A 25,160-nucleotide genomic window follows, 5' to 3' on the forward strand; every position below is an offset into this window, starting at 1 on the left:
ATAAGAATACACCTTTAATTTAATAGAAATAAAAATTTAATTTATAGACTCACTATTTATGCAGCACGTTCTGATTAAGTAGATACCTGGAAAAATATCCAGCAGGGTCTACACTGAATACTACAAAATTAAATGCAGAGTTGAGGTTTCTGGATTTCATTCACCCTTCTGATGCCATTTTTTCTTATTTTATAGCGGCATCAAACACTTCTTGTGATCTGGTGAGTCCTGAAATTTAACTTAAGGCTTTAATGCTATCGCGAATAAATTCGCCTAACCCTTTGCAAACAGGAGAAAAAGATTGACTACTGTTGCACCGGAAAATATCACCGATACACCGCCTCCCCCCCTTCAGGAAGGACGCCTGTACGCTTTTTTCTTTGACGTTGACGGAACTCTGGCTGCACTTCAGGCAGAGCCCGACGCCGTGAGCATTCCCTTAATTGTACGCGATCGTCTGCTGGCGCTGTCGCAGGCCACAGACGGCGCGCTGGCGCTGGTATCCGGCCGTCCGATTGCTCAACTCGACGCGCTAAGCGCACCACATCGCTTCCCGCTCGCCGGCGTTCACGGTGCAGAACGACGTGATGCCGAGTCTCAACTGCATCGCGTCACGCTTTCCGAAAAGGTGGTAACGCCGTTGCAAAACATGCTGCAACAGGGCATGTCGGCAATGCAGGGCACCCTGCTGGAAGCCAAAGGTATGGCCTTTGCGTTGCACTATCGCCAGGCCCCCGCTTTTGAACATCAGGTATTGGCACTGGCAGAATCAGCGGTAGAAAAATTCCCTGGCCTCCAGCTGCAACCGGGCAAATGCGTCGTAGAGATTAAGCCGCAGGGCACCGATAAAGGCGCAGCAATACGAGCTTTTATGCAAGAACTTCCCTTTAAGGGCCGCATTCCCGTATTCGTCGGCGACGACCTTACGGATGAAAAAGGATTTCTGGCGGTGAACGCCATGCAGGGTATTTCAGTCAAAGTCGGTGAAGGGGCGGGCCACGCTCACTATCGTCTTAATGACGTCGCCGACGTGTATGACTGGCTTGAACAACTGCTTTCACAAATCAAACATAATAACGTAGGTAAGGGGTCAAGATTATGAGTCGCCTGGTTGTTGTATCTAACCGTATCGCTATTCCTAATAAATCCAAATCGAGCGCGGGTGGACTTGCCGTCGGCATCATGGATGCCCTCAAGAATACGTCAGGCCTGTGGTTTGGCTGGAGTGGTGAAATAAGCGAGATATCGGGAGAAGAAGAGGAAGAGCTTGATATCGTCGAGAAGGACGGCATTACTTACGCCACCGTGCCGCTTAATCAGAACGATTACGATCTTTATTACTGCCAATTTTCCAACGCTGTTATCTGGCCCGCTTTCCACTACCGCATTGACCTGGTCGATTTTCAGCGCGAGGCGTGGGAAGGCTATTGCCGCGTCAATGACCTGCTGGCCAGACAGCTTCAGCCGCTGATCAAACCCGATGATATTCTGTGGATCCATGATTACCATCTGCTGCCGTTTGCCGCCGCGTTACGCAAAATCGGCGTCACGAACCGCATAGGTTTCTTCCTGCATATTCCTTTCCCGACGCCAGAGGTGTTCAACGCCCTGCCGACCCATAAAGAACTGCTGGAAATGATGTGCGAGTATGATCTGCTGGGCTTCCAGACGGAAACCGACCGCAATGCGTTCGTTGAAAACCTTGACCAGCTGACCCCCCTCGAAGACGTTGCACCCAATACCCACCGCGCCTTTGGCCATACCTTCAAGACCGAGGTCTATCCGATAAGCATCGCGCCGGACAGCATCAAACAGATGGCAGAGGGTCCACTGCCGCCGAAAATCGACATGATGAAACGCGAGCTGAGTAACGCGAAAAACATTATTTCCTGCGAACGTCTGGATTACACCAAGGGTTTACCTGAGCGATTCCTGGCTTTTGAAGCCCTGCTGGAACATTATCCGCAGCATCGCGGCAAAGTGCGTTATTCGCAGATTGCTCCGACGTCGCGCGGTGACGTGCAGGCGTATCAGGACTTGCGTCATCAGCTGGAAATGGAAGTCGGGCGCATCAACGGTAAATACGGCAGCTTAAACAGCACGCCGTTGTATTACCTTAATCAGCATTTTGATCGTCGCCTGCTGATGAAGATATTCCGACTTACCGACGTCGGGCTGGTAACACCGCTGCGCGACGGGATGAATCTGGTGGCTAAGGAGTATATCGCCGCACAGGACCCTGAAGACCCTGGCGTGTTGGTTTTATCACGTTTCACCGGTGCCGCTAATGAGATGACGGGTGCGCTCATCGTCAACCCTTATGACCGCGATGAAGTTGCCGCTGCGCTCGATCAGGCGCTGACCATGGGGCGTGAAGAGCGTATCTCCCGTTATAACGAGATGATGAAGATACTGCGCGAGAACGATATTGCGCACTGGGGAGAAACCTACCTTAAGGATCTTCGTGCGCTGCCGGAACGTGGCTCTGAAAAATCCTCCACGGCAAAAGCCGCCACGCCATAACGTTGACGTCTCCCGTCCTTTAGCCCCGAAAATCGGGGCTATTCACAAAGTGTTGCAAACGAATTAAGTAAATATTTTCCGCATCCTGAGACTAATTGCTTTTATTTTCCAACGGTTAAATAACGGCTTATAAGGTTTTTTCACTTTATGTGCCGATTAAGTAATGTGAGCAATTACACAGATTTACTGAAATAGGCGAAGCAAAAGTCTACACTTATTAGAAATTCGCACGCGGGAAGCCCCCGTATTTTAACGACGCAATGAAGAGGCTTGACATTATATGTACAACTCTAAATTACACGACGTTACTGAATCAGTGGAGTTCGACATCGACAAAATCAGCAAATATGAACCGGAACCCTCTGAATTAACACTAGATAAAATGCTAGAGGCCGAGCCAGAACCGGAAATGATTGAGGGGATGCCCCATTCCGATGCGCTAACGCCTGCAGATCGTTATCTTGAATTATTCGCAGCAGTGCAGTCTGCGCATATTTTCGAGGACAGCAAAACATTTCCGGACTGCGCACCTAAAATGGATCCGCTGGATATCCTGATTGGCTATCGTCGCCAGAAAAATAATCCCGGATTCGATCTTAAGCAGTTTGTTGACGAACATTTTTGGATGCCAAAACATTACGGCAGCGATTACGTTTCTAATCCCGGTGATTCGCTTAAAGAACATATCGATAAGCTGTGGCCGGTATTAACGCGCCAGCCAGAACAACATATTCCGTGGTCTTCACTGCTGTCATTGCCGCAGGCGTATATTGTTCCGGGAGGTCGCTTTAGCGAGACCTATTATTGGGACTCCTATTTCACCATGCTGGGGCTGGCCGAAAGTGGCCGCCACGATTTGCTGCGCAGCATGGCGGACAACTTTGCCTGGATGATTGAGACCTACGGCCACATCCCTAACGGCAACCGGACCTATTATCTCAGCCGCTCCCAGCCGCCGGTATTTGCGCTGATGGTAGAGCTGTTTGAGGAAGATGGCGTGCGCGGTGCCCGTCGTTATCTCGATCATTTGATTAAAGAGCACGAGTTCTGGATGGACGGTGCGGAATCGCTGGGGGCCAATCAGGCCTATCGCCATGCGGTTAAAATGCCGAATGGTGCCTTGTTAAATCGTTATTGGGACGACAGGGACACGCCGCGCGATGAGTCATGGCGCGAGGATGTGGAAACCGCCAAACACTCTAATCGCCCTGCAAACGAAGTTTACCGTGACCTGCGTGCCGGTGCGGCATCAGGCTGGGATTATTCTTCGCGCTGGCTGCGTGATGCCAATCGCCTCGCCAGTATCCGCACCACCAAATATATTCCGGTGGATCTCAACGCGTTCCTTTATAAGCTCGAAAGCACGATTGCCAATATTTCGGCGCTAAAAGGTGACCGTGAGACCGAGGCGCTGTATCGCCAGAAAGCAGAAGAACGCCGCCTGGCCATTAACCATTATCTGTGGGACGAAGACCAGGGATGTTTCCGCGACTATGACTGGCACCGCAAGCAGTTCGCGCTCTTCTCCGCCGCCAGCGTGGTGACACTGTACGTGGGTCTCGCCACGCACGAACAGGCCGAAAGATTGGGTGAAGCCGTGCGCGCACGCCTGCTTTCCGACGGTGGCCTGCTGACTACCGAATATGAAACCGGCGAGCAGTGGGACAAGCCCAACGGTTGGGCACCGCTACAGTGGATGGCCATTCAGGGCTTTAAAATGTATGGCAATGACGCGCTGGGTGACGAAATCGCCCGCAACTGGCTGAAAACGGTTAACCAGTTTTATAAGCGTAACCATAAGCTAATCGAAAAATACCACATCGCGGGCGATGCCTCCGGTGAAGGTGGCGGCGGTGAGTATCCCCTACAGGACGGCTTCGGCTGGACTAACGGCGTGGTACGCCGGTTGATTGGGCTGTATGGCGAAGATCACGAGTAGCCGATATTTAACGGGTCAATGGCAGGACTTCGGCACCCTTGAGGTGCCGAAGTTATTGGCCGTCGCTTCGGGCACAGTCGCCGCCTGAAGCGACAGACCTTGAAGCGATAAAAGGTGTTTATTTCACACCTTGTAATAGCCTTTGAAGCGGATACACCGCCGCAATCACCAACTCATCCTGAATCTGTGCCGCACTGTCCAGCTGGGTCTGCGCCTTCTGGCGCTCCTCCGCTGTGATGTGTTCCCCTCTTTGGATGTTATCCAGCCATTTCAGCCCCAGCACCGACAGTTGGCTGAGTTGTTCCGCCACAGGCTGTACGGGTTTCAAGACGTAGTTTTGCGCCAGTATTGGCTCAACCTGCGCCCTATTGTCCCGCCACAGCGTCAGTTGGTTGCGAATTGCCCTCGCCGCCTGTACGTCTTTACCGTCAGCCAGCAAGGCTTTTACCTGATTATCGAGCTGACGCACGGCATTACTTTCCGCTGGCAGCGCATCAACCAGGCGATTCAGTGGCTCAAACTGTTGGTAGTTCCCGGCCTTAAACTTCAGGTGCTGGCGGGTGTAATACTGTGCCGGCTCAAGCGCCGAAGAGAGCGTCAGCAGCGGTGTGATGTCACTACTGTTTGCCAGTCGAGTCATCAGGCGAGTGGTTTCTGCATGCTGCTGCAACCCTACCGATACTGCCGACCAGGCGTCCACTTTCGCCAGACGCTGATACATATTGTCGATATCTTTCACATCCTCCGCAGACCACAGACGTTCGGCGACCACAAACCCACGCGGCCATAGCTTCAGGTCAAGAATTTCTGAGGTGATATTTTCCTGCCACAGCGCGGCTTCACCGCCGAGAATGTTTTGCATTCCCCTGGCGTCCGGCACCACTGGCGGCGTGCCTTGGGGGATTTCGCTGAGTGGGTTGCCCGTTGCTGGATAACGCGCGTTACCAATCACAAAGTAACCGTCAAATTTACCGTCTTTGAGGGTGAGGACAGGACGTGTGTCGCCCATCCAGGTATCCACCGCGAAGCTGACCTGACCGTTGTTCTGCCAGACAATATCACGCAGCGCACGACGGGTTTTCCCCTTGAAATCGATAAACCCGCGCCAGCCCTGCTTCCCTTCAATCAGGGAAAAACTTCCCTCAACGGGACTGCCTTTCAGACGCGGCATAGAAAATGCCCAGCTCTGGGCTTTTTCACCTTCGGCAAGGTTTTGATCGACGCCCAACGGCTGCGGCAGGATTTCATTGCGATAGTGATAAGCCGAGCTTTGCGGCTGATCGAGATAGAAACCCGTGGACAGAATTCCCAAATAGCCCTGCTGCGCGCTGGCACCCAGCGAATCCGGCCCCTGCCAGGATTGAATCACAATATTCTTTGGCAAGTCGGGATGGAAAATCTCATCCCAGCCAACCATATGGCGATGATGTTTTTGCAAAATCTGCTGCAAACGCTTGTTGAAGGCGGCCTGCAACGCGTGGCTATCGGCAATATGATTCTTCTTCATATAGGCCTTAATTGCCGTGGAATTCTGCCACTGGGTATCTTTCACTTCATCACCGCCGATGTGCAGGTAAGGATCGGGGAAAATGGCGGCCAGCTCACCGACCAGGGTATCGGCAAATTTGTAAACCTGTTCGTTAGAGGGATCCAACGTCGGTTCATGCACGCCCCACTCGCGCTGCATGCTGAAGGGGCCGGGTGCGCTAATCAGTTCGGGGTAAGCAACGGCAATCGCCGAGGCATGACCCGGCATGTCAATTTCTGGCACAACGCGGATCCCTAAAGATGTCGCGTAAGCCACAACATCTTTCATCTCGGCCACGGTATAGAACTCGCCGTCGCTGGCTAATTGTTGCAGCTTCGGATAATGCTCTGACGCGAATCGCCAGCCCTGATCGTCAGTTAAATGCCAGTGTAAAACGTTCAACTTGGCGGCAGCCATACCGTCGAGCTGACGCTTGATAGTGCTGACCGGCAGGAAATGCCGTGCAGAGTCCAGCAGCACGCCACGCCATGCGAAACGCGGGTTATCATGAATTCTCACCAACGGTAGGAACGTGTTCTCACCATCGTTTTGCAGCAGTTGCAATAAGGTTTCCATGCCGTGTATCGCACCAAAACGGGTATTCGCGTTAATGATCGCACCCTGCGGGGTGACTTCAAGATCATAGCTTTCGTCACTGTCTGGCTTGGGTAAGGCATCCACTTTATGTTTGATAACCACCTGAATTTTACTCTGCGTAGCGTCGGTCGGCTGCGGCTGTAGTGTCCATCCGGTTTGCAGCTCAATCCGTTCGCGCCAGCGCTGCGGCAGAGGGCCAAGATTGTCTCCGCTGACGGCCACCGACAGCCTGTTGTCCACCCTCCATTTCCCAGCCTGCGGAGCCACCTCTACCTGCTGCGGCCAAGGCATGAGCGGCAGATTACCGGCGGGAGTCGCAAAGGCGGACGAGGTGATAGCAAGGAGAAACGATGAGGCAAATAAAGAACGACGGAACGGCAATAGCATTGACAAGTCTCCTCAGAGGTAAAGCGGGCTGACATAGCCTGCTGAAACATAAAGGATTAACTATAGACAGAATGAACAGGAATAAAGGTGATGCAGACTTATAAAGGCTGAATTTCAGTGACTGGTGGGGTCGTTCATCGTTATAAATGGCGATAGATTCCGCCCCACTCTTTTTTCGGGATTTCATGCGTGCAGGTCACGCATATTCTGGACAGCATTGTGCTGTTTCGCGGCTATCCGGCGACGATAAGAACCGATCAGGGGCCTGAGTTTACCTGCAGAGCACTTGACCAGTGGGCTTATGAGCATAGTCTAGAGCTGCGGCTTATCTAGCCCGGCAAGCCGACGCAGAGCGGATTTATTGAGAGTTTTAACGGCCGCTTTCGCGATGAATGCCTGAATGAACACGGGTTCAGCGACGTCAGCCATGCCAGGAAAACCATCAGTGTATGGCATCAGGATTATAACGAGTGCCCCCCTCATTCACCGCTGAATTACCACACGCCGTCTGAATTTTCAGCTAGCTGGCGAAACGGGAAATATGAAGAAAAAACCAACCGACATGACTCACTGAGGGTTGTATCTATTACTGGGGACAGGTCAAAAAAGCGACAGAAGCCTTACAAAGGCTGAATTTCAGGCAAAAAAAAAGCCACCCGGAGGGTGACTTAATTTTTCATACTACTATTTGGTGCCGAAGGCCGGAATCGAACCGGCACGCCTTGCGGCGGTTGATTTTGAATCAACTGCGTCTACCGATTTCGCCACTTCGGCACTGAAAGTAGTATGCGGAAAACGGGTGCATTATACCTCTACCGTATGCCCGCGCAATACTTATCCCCTTAATCTTGCACCAAGTGCTGAAAAAAGCGGCTAAAACGCACATTGTGATTGATATTGCGGCAAAAATACTGGCGGCATCGTACTTTTCGGCCATAAAAAAGCCGGTGCATTGCGGCACCGGCCCTGTTCTTTATCACGACTTTTTGCAAGAAAAGTCGGTGATTAGAAGTTGTAGTAGAAGCTGACAGCAGTAGAGTCAGACTGGCCAGGAGCACGTGCCAGGGTACGTTCTACGTACAGTGACAGGTGGTGACCGAAGTCGAACGCCGTACCCAGATACACGTGGTGTGCATCGTAGTCTTCGTTGCCTTTCAGTTTCAGCTGGTCAGCTGCAACGTAAGGCTGTACCGATTTCAGCAGCTCTTTATTAAACGTGAAGGTATAACCCGCGAAGGCTTCCAGACCGTAGCCGTCGCCCGCGAAGTAGTTATTCTGGTTCACGTTGTCCTGATGACTTGGCACGTAGTCTTTATAGTAGTTGGCGGTTGCCACCAAGTACCATGCGCCCGGCTGCCAGGTCAAAGCAGTCGCAGTGGTCTGCTGGTGATACTGCTTGGAATCATTGTTGTCGTTTTTCATACGCGCGTTGGTGAGGGTGTAAACACCGCTCCACGTCAGCGTTTTGGTTACCGCATAATCGATACCCAGACCGCCGCCGCCGTCACGACGATAGTGCAAATCATCACCCGCAGAGTCTGAACCCGCATCGTATTCAGTTTCTGGCAACAGGTAGTTGGCATCAATAGTAAATGCACCGATGGTGTTTACGTATTTGATGCTGTTGTATGGACGGTTACCGCCGTCGAAGTCGCCGGACAGACCCACGCCTTCGCCCGCTGCCTGACCATCGTTATCCCATACGTCACTCTTGCTACCGACGATGTCATAGTAAGGACCATACTGCTTACCGTAAGTCAGGGTACCGTAACGGTCATCCTTGAATCCGTAATACAGTTGACGTTTTTTCAGCAGGTTGCTGCTTTCGTCATAACCTGACTTGATGTTCAACAGGTGATACATGTTCACGCCAAGCTCATACTTACCAATAATAGAAGTATGATCTGTCAGGGCATAGTCGCCGCTAAAACGGAAACGGGTGCCGCCGTCGTGACCACTTGAATCACCGTGCGTTTTATTCTTGGTGTTCTGGAAAATCCATTCAGGACGAATACTGCCGCCAACCTGCAAGCTCAACGGGGCCAGTAAGGAATCACTTTGCTTATTTTTATCTAAAACGGTGATTTCAGCCTGAGCGCTGGCTGAAAGTACCGATAAAATAACTCCGCCAACGATGATTGGCGCTTTTAAATTACGCATTTACCCTGTCTCCAACAATTTTATTTTTGTTATTTAAGAAATATGGCGTTGCACCACGCATAAATATTTAACATAGCTGTGGTAGGCGGAAAAGCATTAAATGCGACGACGGTCACACATTAACCGCTTTTTTGTGGTTAAAAATCGGACAATTTAGTTTAAGGATGTAACCAAAGGAAAATAAGAATTATTGAAAACTCTAAAAAAGCCCGTTAAGGATAATAAATAATCAAAACGGTCAAATTAATAAGTTCAAAAATGACATAATTAATTACAAAGTTAGCTTTAGAAGCTTCGTAAATTAAATAATCCACACTGTGTATTGTCCGTAAGGTTATTATTTAATTTTCGTGTCGTTATAAATCGAATAATAAAGCAGCGTAATTGCCCTGTGTGAGTAAATAATCAGCACAAATTTTATTAGGAATTTCTTTACACCATTTTCAGGCCATCGGCCCTGATGCCTCTGCCTCCCCCTGCTCTGTAAATTTTTTGCGGAAGCATCGATTTCCTCATGCGGTTCTTCGCGTATCCCATTAAGATAAATCCAATCTTCCCTCTCACCGCTTTTAGAATGGATACGCGTTTGTTGAAAAAATTCTCCCTGTCGCTGCTGGCCATTGCTTTTGCCAGTATGCCTGTACTGAGCCAGGCTCAGACCCAAAAACTGGCCTCTCAGGTCGTTGATGAACACGCAGAACATATTTTCTATAGCAGCGGCGCCATGGGCATGGCGCTCGTGGTTGTCGATAAGAATCAGCAGGTTTTCAGAAGCTTTGGGGAAACCCGGGCAGGATCGGGTCAGCGTCCTCGTGAAGACTCACTGATCCGCATCGCGTCGCTGACCAAGCTAATGACCAGCGAAGTGCTGGTGAAGCTTGCTGAACAGGGTACGGTCAAGGTGACCGATCCGCTGCGTAAGTACGCGCCGGGCAACGCCTTCGTTCCGTATTACAGCCCGACGTCGCCGATGACTTTGCTCAACCTCGCCACCCACACTGCCGGTCTGCCACGCGAACAGCCGGGCGGCGCGCCGCATCGTCCGGTGTTTACCTGGCCGAATCGCGCGGAACGCTGGAGCTGGTTGCAAACCGCCAAGCTTACCGTCCCGCCTGGCTCGCACGCCTCCTATTCCAATCTGGGCTTTGACCTGCTGTCGGACGCGCTGGCCGACGCCGCGCATCAGCCTTATCCGCAGCTGTTCCGTCAGTTAATAACCCAGCCAAACGGCATGGTCGATACCACCTTCACGCCGACTGCGGCACAGTGCTCTCGTCTGATGGAAGGCCTGCGCCCAAGCCCTTGTCTGAACACGATTGCTGCACAGGGCAGCGGCGGAGTCTATTCCACACCGGCGGACATGGGTCGCTGGATGAAGCAGTTCCTGCCTAACGCCGCTGGCCAGCAATCGCCGACCGCAGCGCTGGCGCAGAAGATGTATTTCCGTCGTACCGACCTGGTGTCGTTGAAAGGCATGGACGTTCCGGGGCAGGCCTATGAGTTAGGCATGGGCTGGATTACCATGGCGCCAACGCCATTGCTGCCGCGCATCATTCAAAAAACCGGCGGCGGTGGGGGCTTCATTACCTATATGGCGATGGTGCCTCAGCGCGGCGTAGGGGTATTTATCGTTGTCACCCGGTCAGAGCTGACCAAGTTCAAGAACATGAGCGACGGCGTGAACGATCTGGTGGCCGATCTGGTGCGTAACAACGAGATCTAAGCTCCTCACTCTCAGGCTTCAGAAAGCAAAAAAGCAGCTCGATTGAGCTGCTTTTTTTATCCCTCGGGGTCTTGGCTAACTCCGTTTCAACAACAGATAGACGCTGATGACAAGGAACAGTGCGCTTGGCAATACCGCGCCGAGTAGTGGCGGTATGTTGTAGACCAGGCTGAGCGGGCCAAAAATCTGGTCCAGCACGTAGAACAGGAACCCGAAGCAGATACCGGTCACGACTCTCACGCCCATCGGCACGCTGCGCAGCGGTCCGAAGATAAATGACAGTGCCATCAGCATCATTACCGCAACGGACAGCGGCGCGAAGATTTTACGCCACATGTTCAACTGGTAACGTTTCGCTTCCTGGCCGCTCTGCTTGAGGTACTTAACGTAGTTGTAGAGACCGCTTATCGACAGCGAGTCCGGATCCAAGGCGACCACGCCCAGCTTGTCAGGCGTCAGGTTAGTCTTCCATTCACCGCTCAGGGTCTGAGAACCGCTGATCTTGGTTGGGCTGTCGAGTACCGATTCGTCAACCTGAGACAGCTGCCAGCCACCGTTCTCGTACTCGGCAGAGGTAGCATAGCGTACGGACAGCAGCTTGTTATTACCGTCGAAGTGGTAGATGTTCACGCCGTTGATCTGGTTGTCGCCCACCACGTGTTCGATGAAGATGAAGTCGTGCCCGTCTTTCGCCCAAATGCCGTTTTGCGTAGAGACCAGCGAGCCGCCGAACATCTGCTGCGCACGGTAGTTGCGCGCCATCTGCTCACCGGCAGGCGATACCCACTCCCCGATTGCCATGGTCAGCAAGACCAGCGGGATAGCGGTTTTCATGACCGAGGTCGCGACCTGCATACGGGTAAAACCGGAGGCCTGCATCACCACCAGCTCGCTGCGTGTCGCCAGCGCGCCAAGGCCCAACAGCGCACCCAACAGAGCGGCCATCGGGAAGAAGACTTCGATATCCTTCGGCACGCTCAGCAAGGTATAGAGCCCGGCATCGAGCGCCGAATAACTGCCCTGTCCGACCTTACGCAGCTGGTCAACGAATTTGATAATCCCGGAAAGGGAAACCAGCATGAACAGCGTCATCATGATGGTGTTGAAAATGGTCCGTCCGATATAACGGTCTAAAACACCAAACATCAGGCCGCTCCTCTAAAACGTGCGCGTATCCTGCGGGCTGGCAGGGTATCCCACATATTAAGCACCACGGCGAGTGCCAGATACGCAAGGTTGGTCGCCCACATCCAGACCATCGGATCGAGTTTGCCTTTCTCTGCGTTGGAACGAAGCGAACTTTGCAGCAGGAAGAAGATGAGGTAGAGGAAGATTGCTGGCAGCATGCTCAGTACGCGGCCCTGACGCGGGTTAACCACCGAGAGCGGTACCACCATCAGCGCCATCACAAACACCGAAACCACCAGCGTCAGACGCCAGTGCAGCTCGGCGCGCGCCTCGATAGCCTTTGAATGCCACAGAGAAGACATGCTCATCTGTTCGACGTCGCTGCTGTCTAGCTCGACAATCTTGTGGCCGATAACCGCCAGATAGTCGGTGAAATTAGTGATACGGAAGTCACGCAGCAGTGCGGTACCTTCGTAGCGAGTGCCGGTGTCCAGCGTCACTTGCTGGGAGCCGTCAGGACGCTGGTCCATATGGCCTTTCTCGGCCACCACCACCGACGGACGCTGGTTGCCGTTCGGCCTAAGCTGCGCCAGGAAAACGTTGCGGAATTCTTTACCGCGCACGTTGCCCACAAACAGCACGGAACTGCCGTCCTGTGAAGGGGTGAACTGCCCAGCGACCATCGCCGCCATGCTCGGGTTCGCCTTGGCTTCGGCCATCACTTCATCCTGATGCTTCGACGACCAGGGGCCGACCCAAAATGAGTTAATACCGGCGAAAATAGAGGTGAACACCGCCAGAACCATGGCAGCAACGATTAGTGACCTTTTACCCAGTCCGCAGGCGTGCATAACAGTGATTTCACTGTCAGTATAGAGCTTGCCCAGAGTCATGAGCAGACCCAAGAAAAGACTCAGCGGCAGGATAAGCTGTGCCATCTCGGGTATACCTAACCCAAGAAGCTGAATGACTAAATTTGTTGGGATATCGCCATCGACTGCTGCACCCAGTATTCTGACCAGCTTCTGACAAAAGAAGATTAGAAGCAGAATAAACAGGATCGCAATTTGGCTCTTGAAGGTTTCCCTAACCAGATATCTAATGATGATCACGCTGAATACGCCTGTGAAAACTTGTCTTTTTGCAGGAAAATCGATAATTTCATCGCTAATCCGTCATTTTTTCTCATCATATGGCAACCTTCACAGCTAAAATAGTATTACAACACCGTAAATTTAGGTGACCTATAGGAAGATGCTTATAGCCGCCAAAATAAAATTTCTACGCCGTATAGGTTAACACAGGTCATTACATCAATGACGGGAGAGTGTAACGGAAGCCCCATTCTATCCGTACCCCCCGCCTTTGTCTTTAAGATTCAGGAGAGTGCATGGAGTTCAGTGTAAAAAGCGGTAGCCCGGAAAAACAGCGCAGTGCCTGTATTGTAGTCGGCGTTTTCGAACCACGCCGCCTATCTCCTATGGCTGAACAGCTCGACAAAATCAGCAATGGGTACATCAGCGCCCTGCTCCGCCGCGGTGAACTGGAAGGAAAAGTGGGGCAGACATTGTTCCTGCACCATGTTCCAAACATTCTGTCCGAGCGCATTCTGCTGGTAGGCTGCGGCAAAGAACGCGAACTCGACGAACGTCAATACAAGCAGGTTATCCAGAAAACTATTCACGCCTTGAATGAAACAGGTTCTATGGAAGCCGTTTGCTTCCTCACCGAACTTCACGTCAAGGGACGGAATACTTACTGGAAAGTGCGTCAGGCCGTCGAGACCTCCAAAGAGTCTCTCTATACCTTCGATCAGCTGAAGAGCAACAAGGTCGAGCCGCGCCGTCCGCTGCGTAAAATGGTCTTCAACGTGCCGACCCGCCGCGAACTTAACAGCGGTGACCGCGCCATTGCACACGGTCTGGCTATCTCTTACGGCGTTAAAGCCGCGAAAGATCTGGGCAACATGCCGCCGAACATCTGTAACGCCGCTTATCTGGCCTCACAGGCTCGCCAGCTGGCCGATGCGTTCAGCACTAATATCACCACCCGCGTCATCGGCGAACAGCAGATGAAAGAGCTGGGAATGAACGCCTATCTGGCCGTGGGTCAGGGCTCGCAGAACGAGTCGCTGATGTCGGTGATGGAATATAAAGGTAATCCGAACCCAGACGCTAAGCCAATTGTGCTGGTCGGTAAAGGCCTGACCTTCGATTCCGGCGGTATCTCCATCAAGCCTGCGGCCGACATGGACGAAATGAAGTACGATATGTGTGGCGCGGCCACGGTGTATGGCGTCATGCGCGTCGTTGCCGAGCTGAAGCTGCCGTTGAACGTAGTCGGCGTTCTGGCCGGATGTGAAAACATGCCGGGCAGCCGCGCGTTCCGTCCGGGCGACATTCTGACCACCATGTCAGGCAAAACCGTTGAAGTGCTGAATACCGATGCCGAAGGCCGTCTGGTGCTGTGCGACGCACTGACCTACGTTGAGCGTTTTGATCCTGAGCTGGTTATCGACGTGGCAACGCTGACCGGCGCCTGCGTCATCGCGCTGGGTCATCACATCACCGGCCTGCTGTCGAACCACAACCCGCTGGCCCACGAGCTTATCACCGCCTCCGAACAGGCCGGTGACCGTGCGTGGCGTTTGCCGATGGGCGACGAGTACGACGAACAGCTTCAGTCAAACTTTGCCGATATGGCAAACATTGGCGGCCGTCCTGGCGGCGCAATCACCGCAGGCATGTTCCTGTCTCACTTTGCCGACAAGTACAACTGGGCTCACCTGGACATCGCCGGTACCGCATGGCGCTCAGGTAAGAACAAAGGAGCGACGGGTCGCCCTGTTTCTCTGCTGTCCCAGTTCTTGTTGAACCGTGCAGGTCTCAACGGCGACGATTAATCGCCTATTGTGGTAAAACCCGTCCTTCGCTGTGATTCACGCCGGAGGACGGCGTTAGGAAGACACTCATGAAACAGGCTACATTTTTTCTTCTCGACTCACCGGACGTCGCAGGCGAGCTCAGCGGCCACGAGGCACTGGCGTGCCAGATTGCGGCACAGCGCTACCGTGCGGGTCAACGCGTGCTTATTGCCTGCGAAGACCAGAAACAAGCGGAACGTCTGGATGAAGCGCTGTGGAAACGTGATGCCGACCAGTTTGTGCCGCACAATCTGGCGGGAGAAGGCCCGAGATTTGGTGCCCCCGTCGAGCTTTGCTGGCCAGGAAAACGCGGAAATGCGCCGCGAGATTTGCTGATTAGCCTGCTCGGGAATTTTGCAGATTTTGCCACCGCTTTCCATGAAGTGGTAGACTTCGTTCCTTACGAAGATTCTTTAAAGCAGTTGGCGCGCGAACGCTACAAAGCCTATCGCAGCGTCGGCTTCAATTTGACCACGGCGACACCGCCCGACGTCAATACAACGACTACAGACTAACGAAGCGAAATGGATAAGACATATAACCCGCAAGATATCGAGCAACCGCTTTACGAGCACTGGGAAGAACAGGGCTACTTCAAGCCTAACGGTGATACCAGTAAGGAAAGCTTCTGCATCATGATCCCGCCGCCGAACGTTACCGGTAGCTTGCATATGGGTCACGCTTTCCAGCAAACCATCATGGACGCCATGATCCGCTATCAGCGCATGCAGGGTAAAAACACTCTGTGGCAGGCGGGGACCGACCATGCCGGTATTGCCACTCAGATGGTAGTAGAGCGCAAGATTGCCGCTGAAGAAGGCAAAACACGTAAAGACTATGGTCGCGAAGCCTTTATCGACAAAATCTGGGAATGGAAATCAGAATCAGGCGGCACCATCACGCGTCAGATGCGCCGTCTGGGCGACTCCGTGGACTGGGAGCGCGAGCGCTTCACCATGGACGAAGGCCTGTCCAACGCCGTTCGCGAAGTGTTTGTACGTCTGTACAAAGAGGACCTGATTTACCGCGGCAAACGCCTGGTAAACTGGGACCCGAAACTGCGTACCGCCATTTCTGACCTCGAAGTTGAAAACCGCGAATCCAAAGGCTCCATCTGGCACCTGCGCTATCCGCTGGCCGATGGCGTCAAGACCGCCGACGGTAAAGACTACCTGGTGGTGGCGACCACGCGTCCAGAAACCGAACTCGGTGACGCTGGCGTTGCCGTTAACCCGGAAGATCCACGCTATAAAGACCTGATCGGTAAAGAAGTTATCCTGCCACTGGTAGGCCGCCGTATTCCTATCGTAGGCGATGAACACGCCGACATGGAAAAAGGCACCGGCTGCGTGAAAATCACCCCTGCGCACGACTTTAACGACTACGAAGTCGGTAAACGTCACAACCTGCCGATGATCAACATCCTGACTTTCGACGGCGACATCCGCCAGACCGCCGAGGTGTTCGACACCAAGGGCGAAGAAAGCGATGCGTGCAGCAACGAAATTCCAGAACAGTTCCGTGGCCTGGAGCGCTTCGCGGCGCGTAAAGCCATCGTGGCTGCCTTCGACGAACTTGGCCTGCTCGAAGAGATCAAACCGCACGACCTGACCATCCCTTATGGTGACCGTGGCGGCGTCGTTATCGAGCCAATGCTGACCGACCAGTGGTATGTGCGCACTGCCCCGCTGGCAAAAGTGGCCGTTGAAGCGGTTGAGCAAGGCGAAATCCAGTTCGTCCCAAAACAGTACGAAAACATGTATTTCAGCTGGATGCGCGACATTCAGGACTGGTGTATTTCTCGTCAGCTGTGGTGGGGTCACCGTATCCCGGCCTGGTACGACGCAGAAGGCAAAGTCTACGTAGGTCGTGACGAAGAAGAAGTGCGTCGTGAAAACAGCCTGGGTGCAGACGTTGTGCTGAATCAGGACGAAGACGTGCTGGACACCTGGTTCTCCTCCGGCCTGTGGACCTTCTCGACCCTGGGCTGGCCAAACGAAACGCCAGACCTGAAAGCCTTCCACCCTTCAAGCGTGGTAGTCAGTGGCTTCGACATCATCTTCTTCTGGATAGCACGCATGATCATGATGACCATGCACTTCGTGAAAGACGAAAATGGCAAGCCGCAGGTTCCGTTCAACACGGTGTACATGACCGGCCTTATCCGCGACGACGAAGGGCAGAAAATGTCTAAGTCCAAGGGTAACGTCATCGATCCTCTGGATATGATCGACGGTATCTCGCTAGAAGACCTGTTGGAAAAACGTACCGGCAACATGATGCAGCCGCAGCTGGCGGAAAAAATCCGCAAGCGCACCGAGAAGCAGTTCCCGAACGGCATCGAACCGCACGGCACCGACGCCCTGCGCTTCACGCTGGCGGCACTGGCCTCGACCGGTCGCGACATCAACTGGGACATGAAGCGTCTCGAAGGCTACCGCAACTTCTGTAACAAGCTGTGGAACGCCAGCCGCTTCGTGCTGATGAACACCGAAAATCAAGACTGTGGCCTGAACGGCGGCGAACTGCAGCTGTCTCTGGCTGACCGCTGGATCCTGGCTGAATATAACCGTACGGTGAAAGCCTACCGCGAAGCGTTGGACGGCTATCGTTTCGACCTCGCAGCGAGCATTCTGTATGAATTCACCTGGAACCAGTTCTGTGACTGGTATCTGGAGCTGGCGAAGCCGGTGATGAACGGTGGCACCGAAGCACAGCTTCGCGGCACCCGTCACACGCTGGTCGAGGTCCTGGAAGGTCTGCTGCGCCTTGCACATCCGATCATTCCATTCATCACTGAAACCATCTGGCAGAGCGTGAAACCGCTGAAAGGCATTACCGCAGACACCATCATGCTGCAGCCTTTCCCAGAGTACTCGGCGGATAAAGCCGATGAAAGCGCGCTGGTCGACCTCGAGTGGATCAAGCAGGCGATCGTCGCTATTCGTAACGTGCGTGCAGAGATGAATATTGCTCCGGGTAAACCACTCGAACTGCTGCTGCGTGGCGCAAGCGCCGATGCACAGCGTCGCGTGGAGCAGAACCTGAGCTTCATCAAATCACTGGCGCGTCTGGAGTCCATCACCGTGCTGCCTGCCGGCGACAAAGGTCCGGTTTCTGTCACCAAGCTGGTTGAGGGCGCAGAGCTGCTGATCCCAATGGCCGGTCTGGTAGATAAAGAAGCCGAGCTGGAACGTCTGTGCAAAGAGATTGCCAAGCTGGACGCAGAGGTTGAGCGTATCGAAGCCAAGCTTTCAAACGAAGGCTTCGTGGCGCGTGCCCCGGAAGCGGTTGTCGCGAAAGAGCGCGAGAGACTGCAGGCCTGTGCCGAAGCCAAGGTGAAGATTCAGGAACAGCAGGCCACCATCGCCGCGCTGTAATTCTGGCCGCTAAGGTAATGACGAGAAAACGGTGGAGTGAAAGCTCCGCCGTTTTTTTTCGCATTGCAAAAAACGCCCGCTCGCGGTATTAAATGCAAAAGAAAAGCGAAGCGATACCTCATCTAACTTTCATTAGACAAAGAATCTATGACGACAGCAGTGATTAATTCAACAGAGCAAGATGTCGTGGTGCGCCGCATTACCTGTGATGACAATGCCGATATTGCACGCGTCATTCGCACCGTTTCGGCCGAATTTGGCCTGACCGCCGATAAAGGCTATACGGTTGCCGATCCCAATCTCGACGTGCTGTGTGAAATGTACAGCCGGCCACGCCACGCCTACTGGGTGGTTGAACTCAACGGTGAGATAGCCGGTGGCGGCGGTGTTGCCCCATTAGTGGGTGCCGACGACGACATTTGTGAGCTACAGAAGATGTATTTCATGTCCAGCCTGCGTGGAAAAGGCCTGGCAAAACGTCTGGCGATTCAGGCCATGGCCCACGCCAAAGGACAGGGCTTTACCCGCTGTTACCTCGAGACCACCGCCAGCCTGACGCAGGCGATTGCGTTGTATGAACACTTGGGTTTCGAACACATCGACGGCGCGCTCGGCAGCACCGGGCACGTAGACTGCGAAGTTACCATGCTGAAAACGCTGTAACACAATGTTTAAGCAATAAAAAAGCCGACATCGTCGGCTTTTTTTATATTTGAACTTAACGACTCATTCTTCATCTGCTGAACCAGGACGAGCCCGCTTCCAACGCCGTATCACCGACGCGCAGCAGAGTAATATAAAGACTTAGTGGCGTTTGCCGTCGTCATCTTTATCGACGATGCTTTTAGACTTAGGCGCAGCCTCGTCTTCTTCTTCATCTTCTTCGTCGTATTCTTCTTCGTCGCCGTCTTCGCCGTTAGGGTCTTCGAAATAAGTGCCCCAGCCGTCGTAGTTGACGCCGTTAGCTTCCGCCAGCGCCACCAGCTGCTCAACCTGTGCGTCGATTATCTCGGCGTTAAGCGCAACTTCGCTTATCACGTCGCAGCACATTACCGTTGAGCCATCTTCAACTTCTAGCTCTTCAGCATCGGTCACTTCGTAGCCCAGTTTGAAAGCCTCTACCGCTGCTCGCTCTAAAACTTCGAATTTCTCGGAGGAGAAATGATGCTCAATAGTGTAAAGCGCGTCAGGATCGCTGCCGTCTTCCAACAGCTCTTCGATGATTAAGCGGGTCTCTTCACGTTGTTCGTCTAGCAATTCACGGTTTGCCATGCCTCAGTCCTCAATCAATATGACGTTTAGACGCTATTTTCACACAGCAGACGGCTTGCCTCCAACATAAACGATAAAGTTTTTACTTGGGGGTTGTAATTGCATATTCATACATATAAATTGAATTTTAATTCATTGGATAAGTTTCGGAGATAGACACATGAGTCTGTTAAGTAAACGCCATTTTCTTAGGCTGCTGGATTTTACCCCCTCAGAACTTGAAACCCTGCTGAAGCTCTCTGCAGATTTGAAAACTGCCAAGAAAAACGGCAGCGAGAAGCCTTACCTGAAAGGCAAAAACATTGCGCTCATCTTCGAAAAAGACTCGACCCGCACCCGATGCTCTTTCGAAGTTGCCGCATACGATCAGGGAGCACAGGTTACTTACCTCGGCCCAAGCGGCAGCCAGATTGGCCATAAAGAGTCGATGAAAGACACCGCTCGCGTGCTGGGAAGAATGTACGACGGTATCCAGTATCGCGGTTTCGGTCAGGAAATCGTTGAAACATTGGCCGAACACGCCGGTGTGCCGGTATGGAACGGGCTGACTAATGAGTTCCATCCTACCCAGCTTCTGGCCGACCTGCTGACCATGAAAGAGCATCTGCCGGGTAAAACTCTGTCGCAAATGTCTCTCGCCTATCTCGGTGATGCGCGCAACAATATGGGCAACTCACTGCTCGAAGCCGCCGCGCTGTGCGGGCTGGACCTGCGTCTCGTCGCGCCTTCCGCCTGCTGGCCTGACGCCGAGCTGGTCGAAAGTTGCCGACATCTGGCTGAGCAAAACGGCGGTTCGATCACTCTGACCGAAGACATCGATACGGGCGTCAAGGGGGCAGATTTCCTCTACACCGACGTTTGGGTGTCGATGGGCGAACCGAAGGAGGCCTGGAAAGAGCGCATCAACCTGCTGCGTCCTTATCAGGTTAACATGGCGATGATTGCCAAGACCGGCAACCCTAACGTGAAGTTCCTGCACTGCCTGCCCGCTTTCCACGACGGTCAAACGACGCTCGGTCGTCAGATGGCCGAAGAGTACGACCTGAAAGGCGGTATGGAAGTCTCGGATGAAGTGTTTGAATCCGCGCATAGCGTGGTGTTCGATCAGGCCGAAAACCGTATGCACAGCATAAAAGCGGTGATGGTCGCCACGCTCGGCACCCTGTAAGCACGATTTGCTTAATGCCGCGTAAGCCCGTTGGTCGTGCCGACGGGCTGGCTTTCAGCTATGCGTTATTTATGCATTTTTTTATGCAATGTTGCACTTTTTAACCCGCTTTCCCCCTCGGCAACCCTGTTTATCAACTAACCTTTTAGCATGTGAATAAAAAAGGGAACTGTTATGGGTGCTGTGAATCCCGAGTTCGTGCTTCGCCTGGAAAGCTTGCTGAGCAGGGTCTATCCCAAAGAACACATTGGCGATCTGATTAAAAAAATTCTGCATCTCGGTGAGAAATGGAATTACGGTGCACACCGGTCGTCGCAGTGGGTAGACGGCACCAATATCTATCTCATCACCTATGGCGATACTATTTCTCAGCCGGATAAACCGCCGCTCGCTACGCTGAATCATTTCGCACAGAAACACCTGAAAGATATTATCTCCGACATTCATATTCTGCCGATGTACCCCTACAGTTCCGACGACGGCTTCAGCGTGATTGATTATCGCCGTATCGATGAACATCTGGGCGGGTGGAGTGATATTCATCATCTCTCTGCCAACTTCAACATGATGTTTGACTGCGTGATCAACCATATATCACGCTCAAGCGAATGGCTGAAAGGCTACATCAAAGATGACCCGTACTATCATGACTACTTTATCGAAGCCAACCCAGAGCTCGACTACAGCCGCGTTGTACGTCCGCGCGCTTCGCCACTGCTGACACCTTTTATCAAGGCCGACGGCACCGAGCTCTACCTGTGGACCACCTTCAGTGAAGACCAGATAGACATCAACTTTAAAAATCCGCAGGTACTGCTCGAGAGTATCGACGTGATATTGCAGTACGCGGCCAGCGGCGCGCAGTCCATCCGTCTCGATGCTATCGGCTATATCTGGAAGGAGATGGGCACCACCTGTATCCACCGCCCACAGACGCATAACATCATCAAACTGTGGCGTACCATTCTCGATGAGGTCATTCCGGGGACCCGCATCATTACCGAAACCAACGTGCCACATAATGAAAACATCAGCTACTTTGGTGAAGGCGACGAGGCGCACATGGTGTACCAGTTCGCACTGCCGCCGCTGACCCTGCACGCCTTCCTGCGCGAAGACACCCGCAAGCTGACTCAGTGGGCACAGGGGCTAAACGCGGAGGCGCACTACCCGAAAACCACCTATTTCAACTTCCTTTCCAGCCACGACGGCATCGGCCTGCGTCCTACCGAGACTTTCCTTGATGATGACGAGCGAAAATATCTCGCCCAGGAAACGCTGCGCAAGGAGGGCCGCGTGTCCTATAAAGACAACGGCGACGGCACGCATTCTCCGTATGAGCTGAATATCAACTATCTCAGCGCCATCACAGAGGCGGACGATAGCGTCGAGCTCAAGACGCGAAAATTTCTGGCGGCGCAGTCGCTGCTGCTGGCATTTATGGGTGTTCCGGCGATTTATATTCACAGCCTGCTCGGCAGTGAGAACGATCTCGAGGGGATGCATCAGTCTGGCCTGAGTCGCCGTATCAACCGTAAGAAGCTGCATCTCGACGAGGTTGAAGCCGAGCTGGAGAAAAAAGGATCGCTACGATCCGAAGTGTTCAACGGCTTGAAAAGATTGATCGAAATACGCCGCACCCATCCGGCATTCTCCCCGCAGGCGGGTCAGCGAATCTTTGAGTTGAGCGAGAAACTCTTCGCCTTCGAGCGTTACGATCCAAAATCGGAAAACCGCATCAGCTGCATTTTTAATATCAGCAGTCAGTCGCAGCCCTTTAAGCTCGCCGTTGAGGGCAAAGACTTGATTAGCGGAGAGCCATTCAGCGGGCAGATGCGCCTCCAGCCTTGGCAGGTGGTATGGATTGAACACAAACTCAAGGCCCCCGAACGTCTGGGCAGGCTGCGGCGCTGGCGTAAAAAGATTTTCATCTCGCTGAAAAGGTCTGATGCCAATCGATTGCTCACCGGCCGAACAAAGAAAGCAAAAAGGTGAAGTCACCCTCTTGCAGGCAGCATATGTGCGCGTATAATGCGCCACAATTTGCCGGGAGAATGACATGATCAACACCACATTGCGCTTCGATGCTTCACCGAACCCAGTGCCTGTCGGCGGCGTTCAGCCGTTGCCTCTCCCAATGGTATTACCTGTTTTTAATCGATCGCAAAAAGCCCCTCATTGAGGGGCTTTTTTTTGTCTATCATCGTAAAGGAGAGCGACAATGGCTAATCCGCTGTATCAAAAACACATTATTTCAATTAACGATCTCAGCCGCGAAGAGCTGGAGCTAGTGCTGGACACCGCCGCTAGCCTGAAAGCCAATCCGCAGCCTGAACTGTTGAAACATAAGGTGATTGCCAGTTGCTTTTTTGAAGCTTCAACCCGTACCCGCCTGTCGTTTGAGACCTCTATTCATCGCCTCGGCGCATCGGTAGTCGGCTTTGCCGACGGCAGCAATACCTCGCTTGGCAAGAAAGGGGAAACCCTGGCCGACACCATCTCGGTGATTGGGACCTACGTCGACGCGATTGTGATGCGTCACCCGCAGGAGGGCGCGGCGCGTCTGGCGACTGAGTTCTCGCACGGTATTCCAATTCTCAACGCTGGCGACGGTGCCAACCAGCATCCGACGCAAACCCTGCTCGATCTGTTTACCATTCAGGAAACCCAGGGCCGTCTCGACAATATCAAAATCGCGATGGTCGGCGACCTGAAATACGGCCGTACGGTGCACAGCCTGGCGCAGGCGCTGGCGAAGTTTAACGGCAACCGCTTCTACTTCATCGCGCCGGACGCACTGGCGATGCCAGAATACATCCTCAACCTGCTGGAAGAGAAAGGCATCGAGTACAGCCTGCACGAGAGTATCGACGAGGTGGTGCCAGAGCTGGACATTCTGTACATGACCCGCGTACAGAAAGAGCGTCTGGACCCGTCAGAGTACGCCAACGTGAAAGCCCAGTTCATCCTGCGCGCTGCCGATCTTGCCGATGCCCAGCCGCACCTCAAGGTACTGCACCCGCTGCCGCGTATCGATGAAATTACTACCGACGTCGACAGCACCCCTTACGCCTGGTACTTCCAGCAGGCCGGTAACGGGATTTACGCACGCCAGGCCTTGCTGGCACTGGTACTCAACGCAGAGACAGGCGAATAAGGAGCGCATCATGACCCACGACAACAAACTCCAGGTAGAAGCCATCAAGTGTGGCACCGTAATCGACCATATTCCGGCGCAGATAGGTTTCAAGCTGCTGTCTCTGTTCAAACTGACCGAGACAGACCAGCGTATTACCATCGGGCTGAATCTGCCGTCCAACGAGCTTGGCCGCAAAGACATCATCAAAATTGAGAACACCTTTTTGACCGAGTCACAGGTCAATCAGCTGGCGGTGTACGCGCCGCACGCGACGGTCAATCGCATCGATGACTACGTGGTAGTCAAGAAGCTGCAACCGAGCCTGCCGGACCGTATCGAAGGCGTGCTGCGCTGCCCTAACGGCAACTGCATCAGTCGCTTCGAGCCGGTCGCGTCGAGTTTTTCGGTGAAGAATCGTCACAATGAAGTGCATTTGCAGTGCAAGTACTGCGAGAAAGAGTTCGAGCATCAGGTGGTCCTGAATAACGAATAGGCCGCGAAGAATCGGGGATGATTTATTGTTCCCCGCTCCTTATACTGTCCTGATGATTTTTCATCACGACTCGGCTTTTTAATTCAACAAGGAACTCATATGTCTCGCGAAATCAGTACAGAAAATGCCCCTGCAGCTATCGGTCCTTATGTTCAGGGCGTCGATCTCGGCAGCATGATCATCACTTCCGGCCAGATTCCTGTCGATCCTAAAACCGGCAACGTGGCGGAAGACATCGCGTCTCAGGCACGCCAGTCACTGGAGAACGTGCAGGCTATCGTTGAAGCCGCAGGCCTGAAAGTGGCCGATATCGTGAAAACTACCGTTTTCGTGAAAGATCTTAACGATTTTGCGACCGTCAACGCCACCTACGAAGCGTTCTTCACCGAGCATAATGCGCCTTTCCCTGCTCGCTCTTGCGTTGAAGTTGCGCGTCTGCCAAAAGACGTGAACATCGAGATTGAAGCGATCGCGATTCGTCGCTAAGCCTCATTGCTTCTAAAAAGGTCAGCCTCCGCGCTGGCCTTTTTTGTTTTTGTCCTCGCCCTCCTCTTTCATTCACTTGTGAATGCTTCATCAACGACCATACTTAAAAATGGTGCACTTTTTTTGCTCATTTTTAGCTAAAGCGCGCCGTGATGCGCACTAAAAAAGCGCGATACTCCCTCCTTTTCAACGATTTTCGGCCGCTTTTGCACGCTGGCACACTTTATGCGTATTAATTCTTGCCGCGTTAATGTTTTGGCCCATCAGTGATTAGGGCCTGACCAAAATGGAAGTTGTGCACCAACCCTAGCCTG

18 protein-coding genes, 1 tRNA gene and 1 pseudogene are annotated in these 25,160 nt (G+C 53.0%); 14 read left to right on the top strand and 6 right to left on the bottom strand.

The features are described from left to right. Positions 1–301 precede the first annotated feature (301 nt). The 3 genes from otsB to treF all read left to right on the top strand — a co-directional run bounded on the left by otsB (position 302) and on the right by treF (position 4,462). Complete coding sequence (otsB, locus tag BS640_RS02350) at positions 302–1,102, top strand: trehalose-phosphatase (protein ID WP_017492803.1); 801 nt, start codon at positions 302–304, stop codon at positions 1,100–1,102. Beyond that, positions 1,099–2,523 (top strand): alpha,alpha-trehalose-phosphate synthase, encoded by a 1,425-nt coding sequence (otsA, locus tag BS640_RS02355; protein ID WP_017492802.1) that lies wholly within the window; start codon positions 1,099–1,101, stop codon positions 2,521–2,523. The genes otsB and otsA overlap by 4 nt, the downstream gene beginning before the upstream one ends. 280 nt (positions 2,524–2,803) lie before the next feature. After that, a complete protein-coding gene (treF, locus tag BS640_RS02360; protein WP_084911784.1) occupies positions 2,804–4,462 on the top strand; it encodes an alpha,alpha-trehalase TreF in 1,659 nt (552 codons plus the stop codon). 118 nt (positions 4,463–4,580) lie between these two features. Here the strand turns inward: treF and BS640_RS02365 are convergent, their stop codons facing one another. Then, on the bottom strand, positions 4,581–6,974 hold the full coding sequence (locus BS640_RS02365; RefSeq protein WP_084911787.1) for a beta-N-acetylhexosaminidase: 2,394 nt from the start codon (positions 6,972–6,974) through the stop codon (positions 4,581–4,583). A gap of 174 nt (positions 6,975–7,148) precedes the next feature. On the opposite strand from BS640_RS02365, the pseudogene BS640_RS02370 reads away from it, so the two are divergent. Beyond that, positions 7,149–7,607, top strand: a pseudogene (locus tag BS640_RS02370) (integrase core domain-containing protein); the annotation flags it as partial. Positions 7,608–7,663: 56 nt separating this feature from the next. Here the strand turns inward: BS640_RS02370 and BS640_RS02375 are convergent. Together BS640_RS02375 and BS640_RS02380 are read right to left on the bottom strand one after the other, a co-directional pair. After that, positions 7,664–7,748 (bottom strand) — tRNA-Leu (locus BS640_RS02375). Between the two features lie 231 nt (positions 7,749–7,979). Further along, positions 7,980–9,134: a porin gene (locus tag BS640_RS02380; protein WP_084911789.1), complete on the bottom strand. Its 1,155-nt coding sequence runs from the start codon at positions 9,132–9,134 to the stop codon at positions 7,980–7,982. A 574-nt stretch (positions 9,135–9,708) separates the two neighbouring features. Here BS640_RS02380 and ampH point away from each other — a divergent pair. Beyond that, the gene (ampH, locus tag BS640_RS02385; RefSeq protein WP_026110503.1) at positions 9,709–10,857 is read left to right on the top strand and encodes a D-alanyl-D-alanine-carboxypeptidase/endopeptidase AmpH; all 1,149 of its coding nucleotides are present in this window, start codon (positions 9,709–9,711) and stop codon (positions 10,855–10,857) included. Positions 10,858–10,932: 75 nt separating this feature from the next. Here ampH and lptG read toward each other — a convergent pair whose 3' ends face one another. Together lptG and lptF are read right to left on the bottom strand one after the other, a co-directional pair. Continuing rightward, positions 10,933–12,003, bottom strand: coding sequence for an LPS export ABC transporter permease LptG (gene lptG / locus BS640_RS02390; RefSeq protein ID WP_017491708.1), 1,071 nt, complete (start codon positions 12,001–12,003; stop codon positions 10,933–10,935). Then, positions 12,003–13,097: an LPS export ABC transporter permease LptF gene (gene lptF / locus BS640_RS02395; protein ID WP_017491707.1), complete on the bottom strand. Its 1,095-nt coding sequence runs from the start codon at positions 13,095–13,097 to the stop codon at positions 12,003–12,005. Before lptF ends, lptG begins: the two co-directional genes overlap by 1 nt. A 278-nt stretch (positions 13,098–13,375) precedes the next feature. Between lptF and pepA the strand changes: the two genes are divergently transcribed. From pepA to BS640_RS02415, 4 genes are all read left to right on the top strand, one after another. Continuing rightward, positions 13,376–14,887 carry a leucyl aminopeptidase gene (gene pepA, locus BS640_RS02400; protein ID WP_017491706.1) on the top strand — a complete coding sequence of 504 codons (1,512 nt, stop codon included), beginning with the start codon at positions 13,376–13,378 and terminating at the stop codon, positions 14,885–14,887. Between the two features lie 68 nt (positions 14,888–14,955). Beyond that, positions 14,956–15,423: a DNA polymerase III subunit chi gene (locus tag BS640_RS02405; protein WP_017491705.1), complete on the top strand. Its 468-nt coding sequence runs from the start codon at positions 14,956–14,958 to the stop codon at positions 15,421–15,423. A 9-nt stretch (positions 15,424–15,432) separates the two neighbouring features. Continuing rightward, positions 15,433–18,288 (top strand): valine--tRNA ligase, encoded by a 2,856-nt coding sequence (locus BS640_RS02410; protein WP_017491704.1) that lies wholly within the window; start codon positions 15,433–15,435, stop codon positions 18,286–18,288. Between the two features lie 147 nt (positions 18,289–18,435). After that, positions 18,436–18,951 (top strand): GNAT family N-acetyltransferase, encoded by a 516-nt coding sequence (locus BS640_RS02415; RefSeq protein ID WP_017491703.1) that lies wholly within the window; start codon positions 18,436–18,438, stop codon positions 18,949–18,951. A gap of 141 nt (positions 18,952–19,092) precedes the next feature. Here BS640_RS02415 and rraB read toward each other — a convergent pair whose 3' ends face one another. After that, complete coding sequence (gene rraB, locus BS640_RS02420; protein WP_017491702.1) at positions 19,093–19,560, bottom strand: ribonuclease E inhibitor RraB; 468 nt, start codon at positions 19,558–19,560, stop codon at positions 19,093–19,095. 160 nt (positions 19,561–19,720) lie between these two features. On the opposite strand from rraB, the gene argF reads away from it, so the two are divergent. From argF to ridA, 5 genes are all read left to right on the top strand, one after another. Beyond that, complete coding sequence (gene argF / locus BS640_RS02425) at positions 19,721–20,728, top strand: ornithine carbamoyltransferase (RefSeq protein WP_017491701.1); 1,008 nt, start codon at positions 19,721–19,723, stop codon at positions 20,726–20,728. Between the two features lie 174 nt (positions 20,729–20,902). Further along, the gene (locus BS640_RS02430) at positions 20,903–22,723 is read left to right on the top strand and encodes an alpha-amylase family glycosyl hydrolase (RefSeq protein ID WP_084911792.1); all 1,821 of its coding nucleotides are present in this window, start codon (positions 20,903–20,905) and stop codon (positions 22,721–22,723) included. 226 nt (positions 22,724–22,949) lie between these two features. Beyond that, complete coding sequence (gene pyrB / locus BS640_RS02435) at positions 22,950–23,885, top strand: aspartate carbamoyltransferase (protein WP_017491699.1); 936 nt, start codon at positions 22,950–22,952, stop codon at positions 23,883–23,885. 10 nt (positions 23,886–23,895) lie between these two features. Then, complete coding sequence (gene pyrI / locus BS640_RS02440; protein WP_017491698.1) at positions 23,896–24,360, top strand: aspartate carbamoyltransferase regulatory subunit; 465 nt, start codon at positions 23,896–23,898, stop codon at positions 24,358–24,360. Positions 24,361–24,459: 99 nt separating this feature from the next. Continuing rightward, the gene (ridA, locus tag BS640_RS02445) at positions 24,460–24,846 is read left to right on the top strand and encodes a 2-iminobutanoate/2-iminopropanoate deaminase (RefSeq protein ID WP_017491697.1); all 387 of its coding nucleotides are present in this window, start codon (positions 24,460–24,462) and stop codon (positions 24,844–24,846) included. Positions 24,847–25,160 lie beyond the last annotated feature (314 nt).

This window comes from Rouxiella badensis, from assembly GCF_002093665.1.
GTDB lineage: Bacteria > Pseudomonadota > Gammaproteobacteria > Enterobacterales > Enterobacteriaceae > Rouxiella > Rouxiella badensis.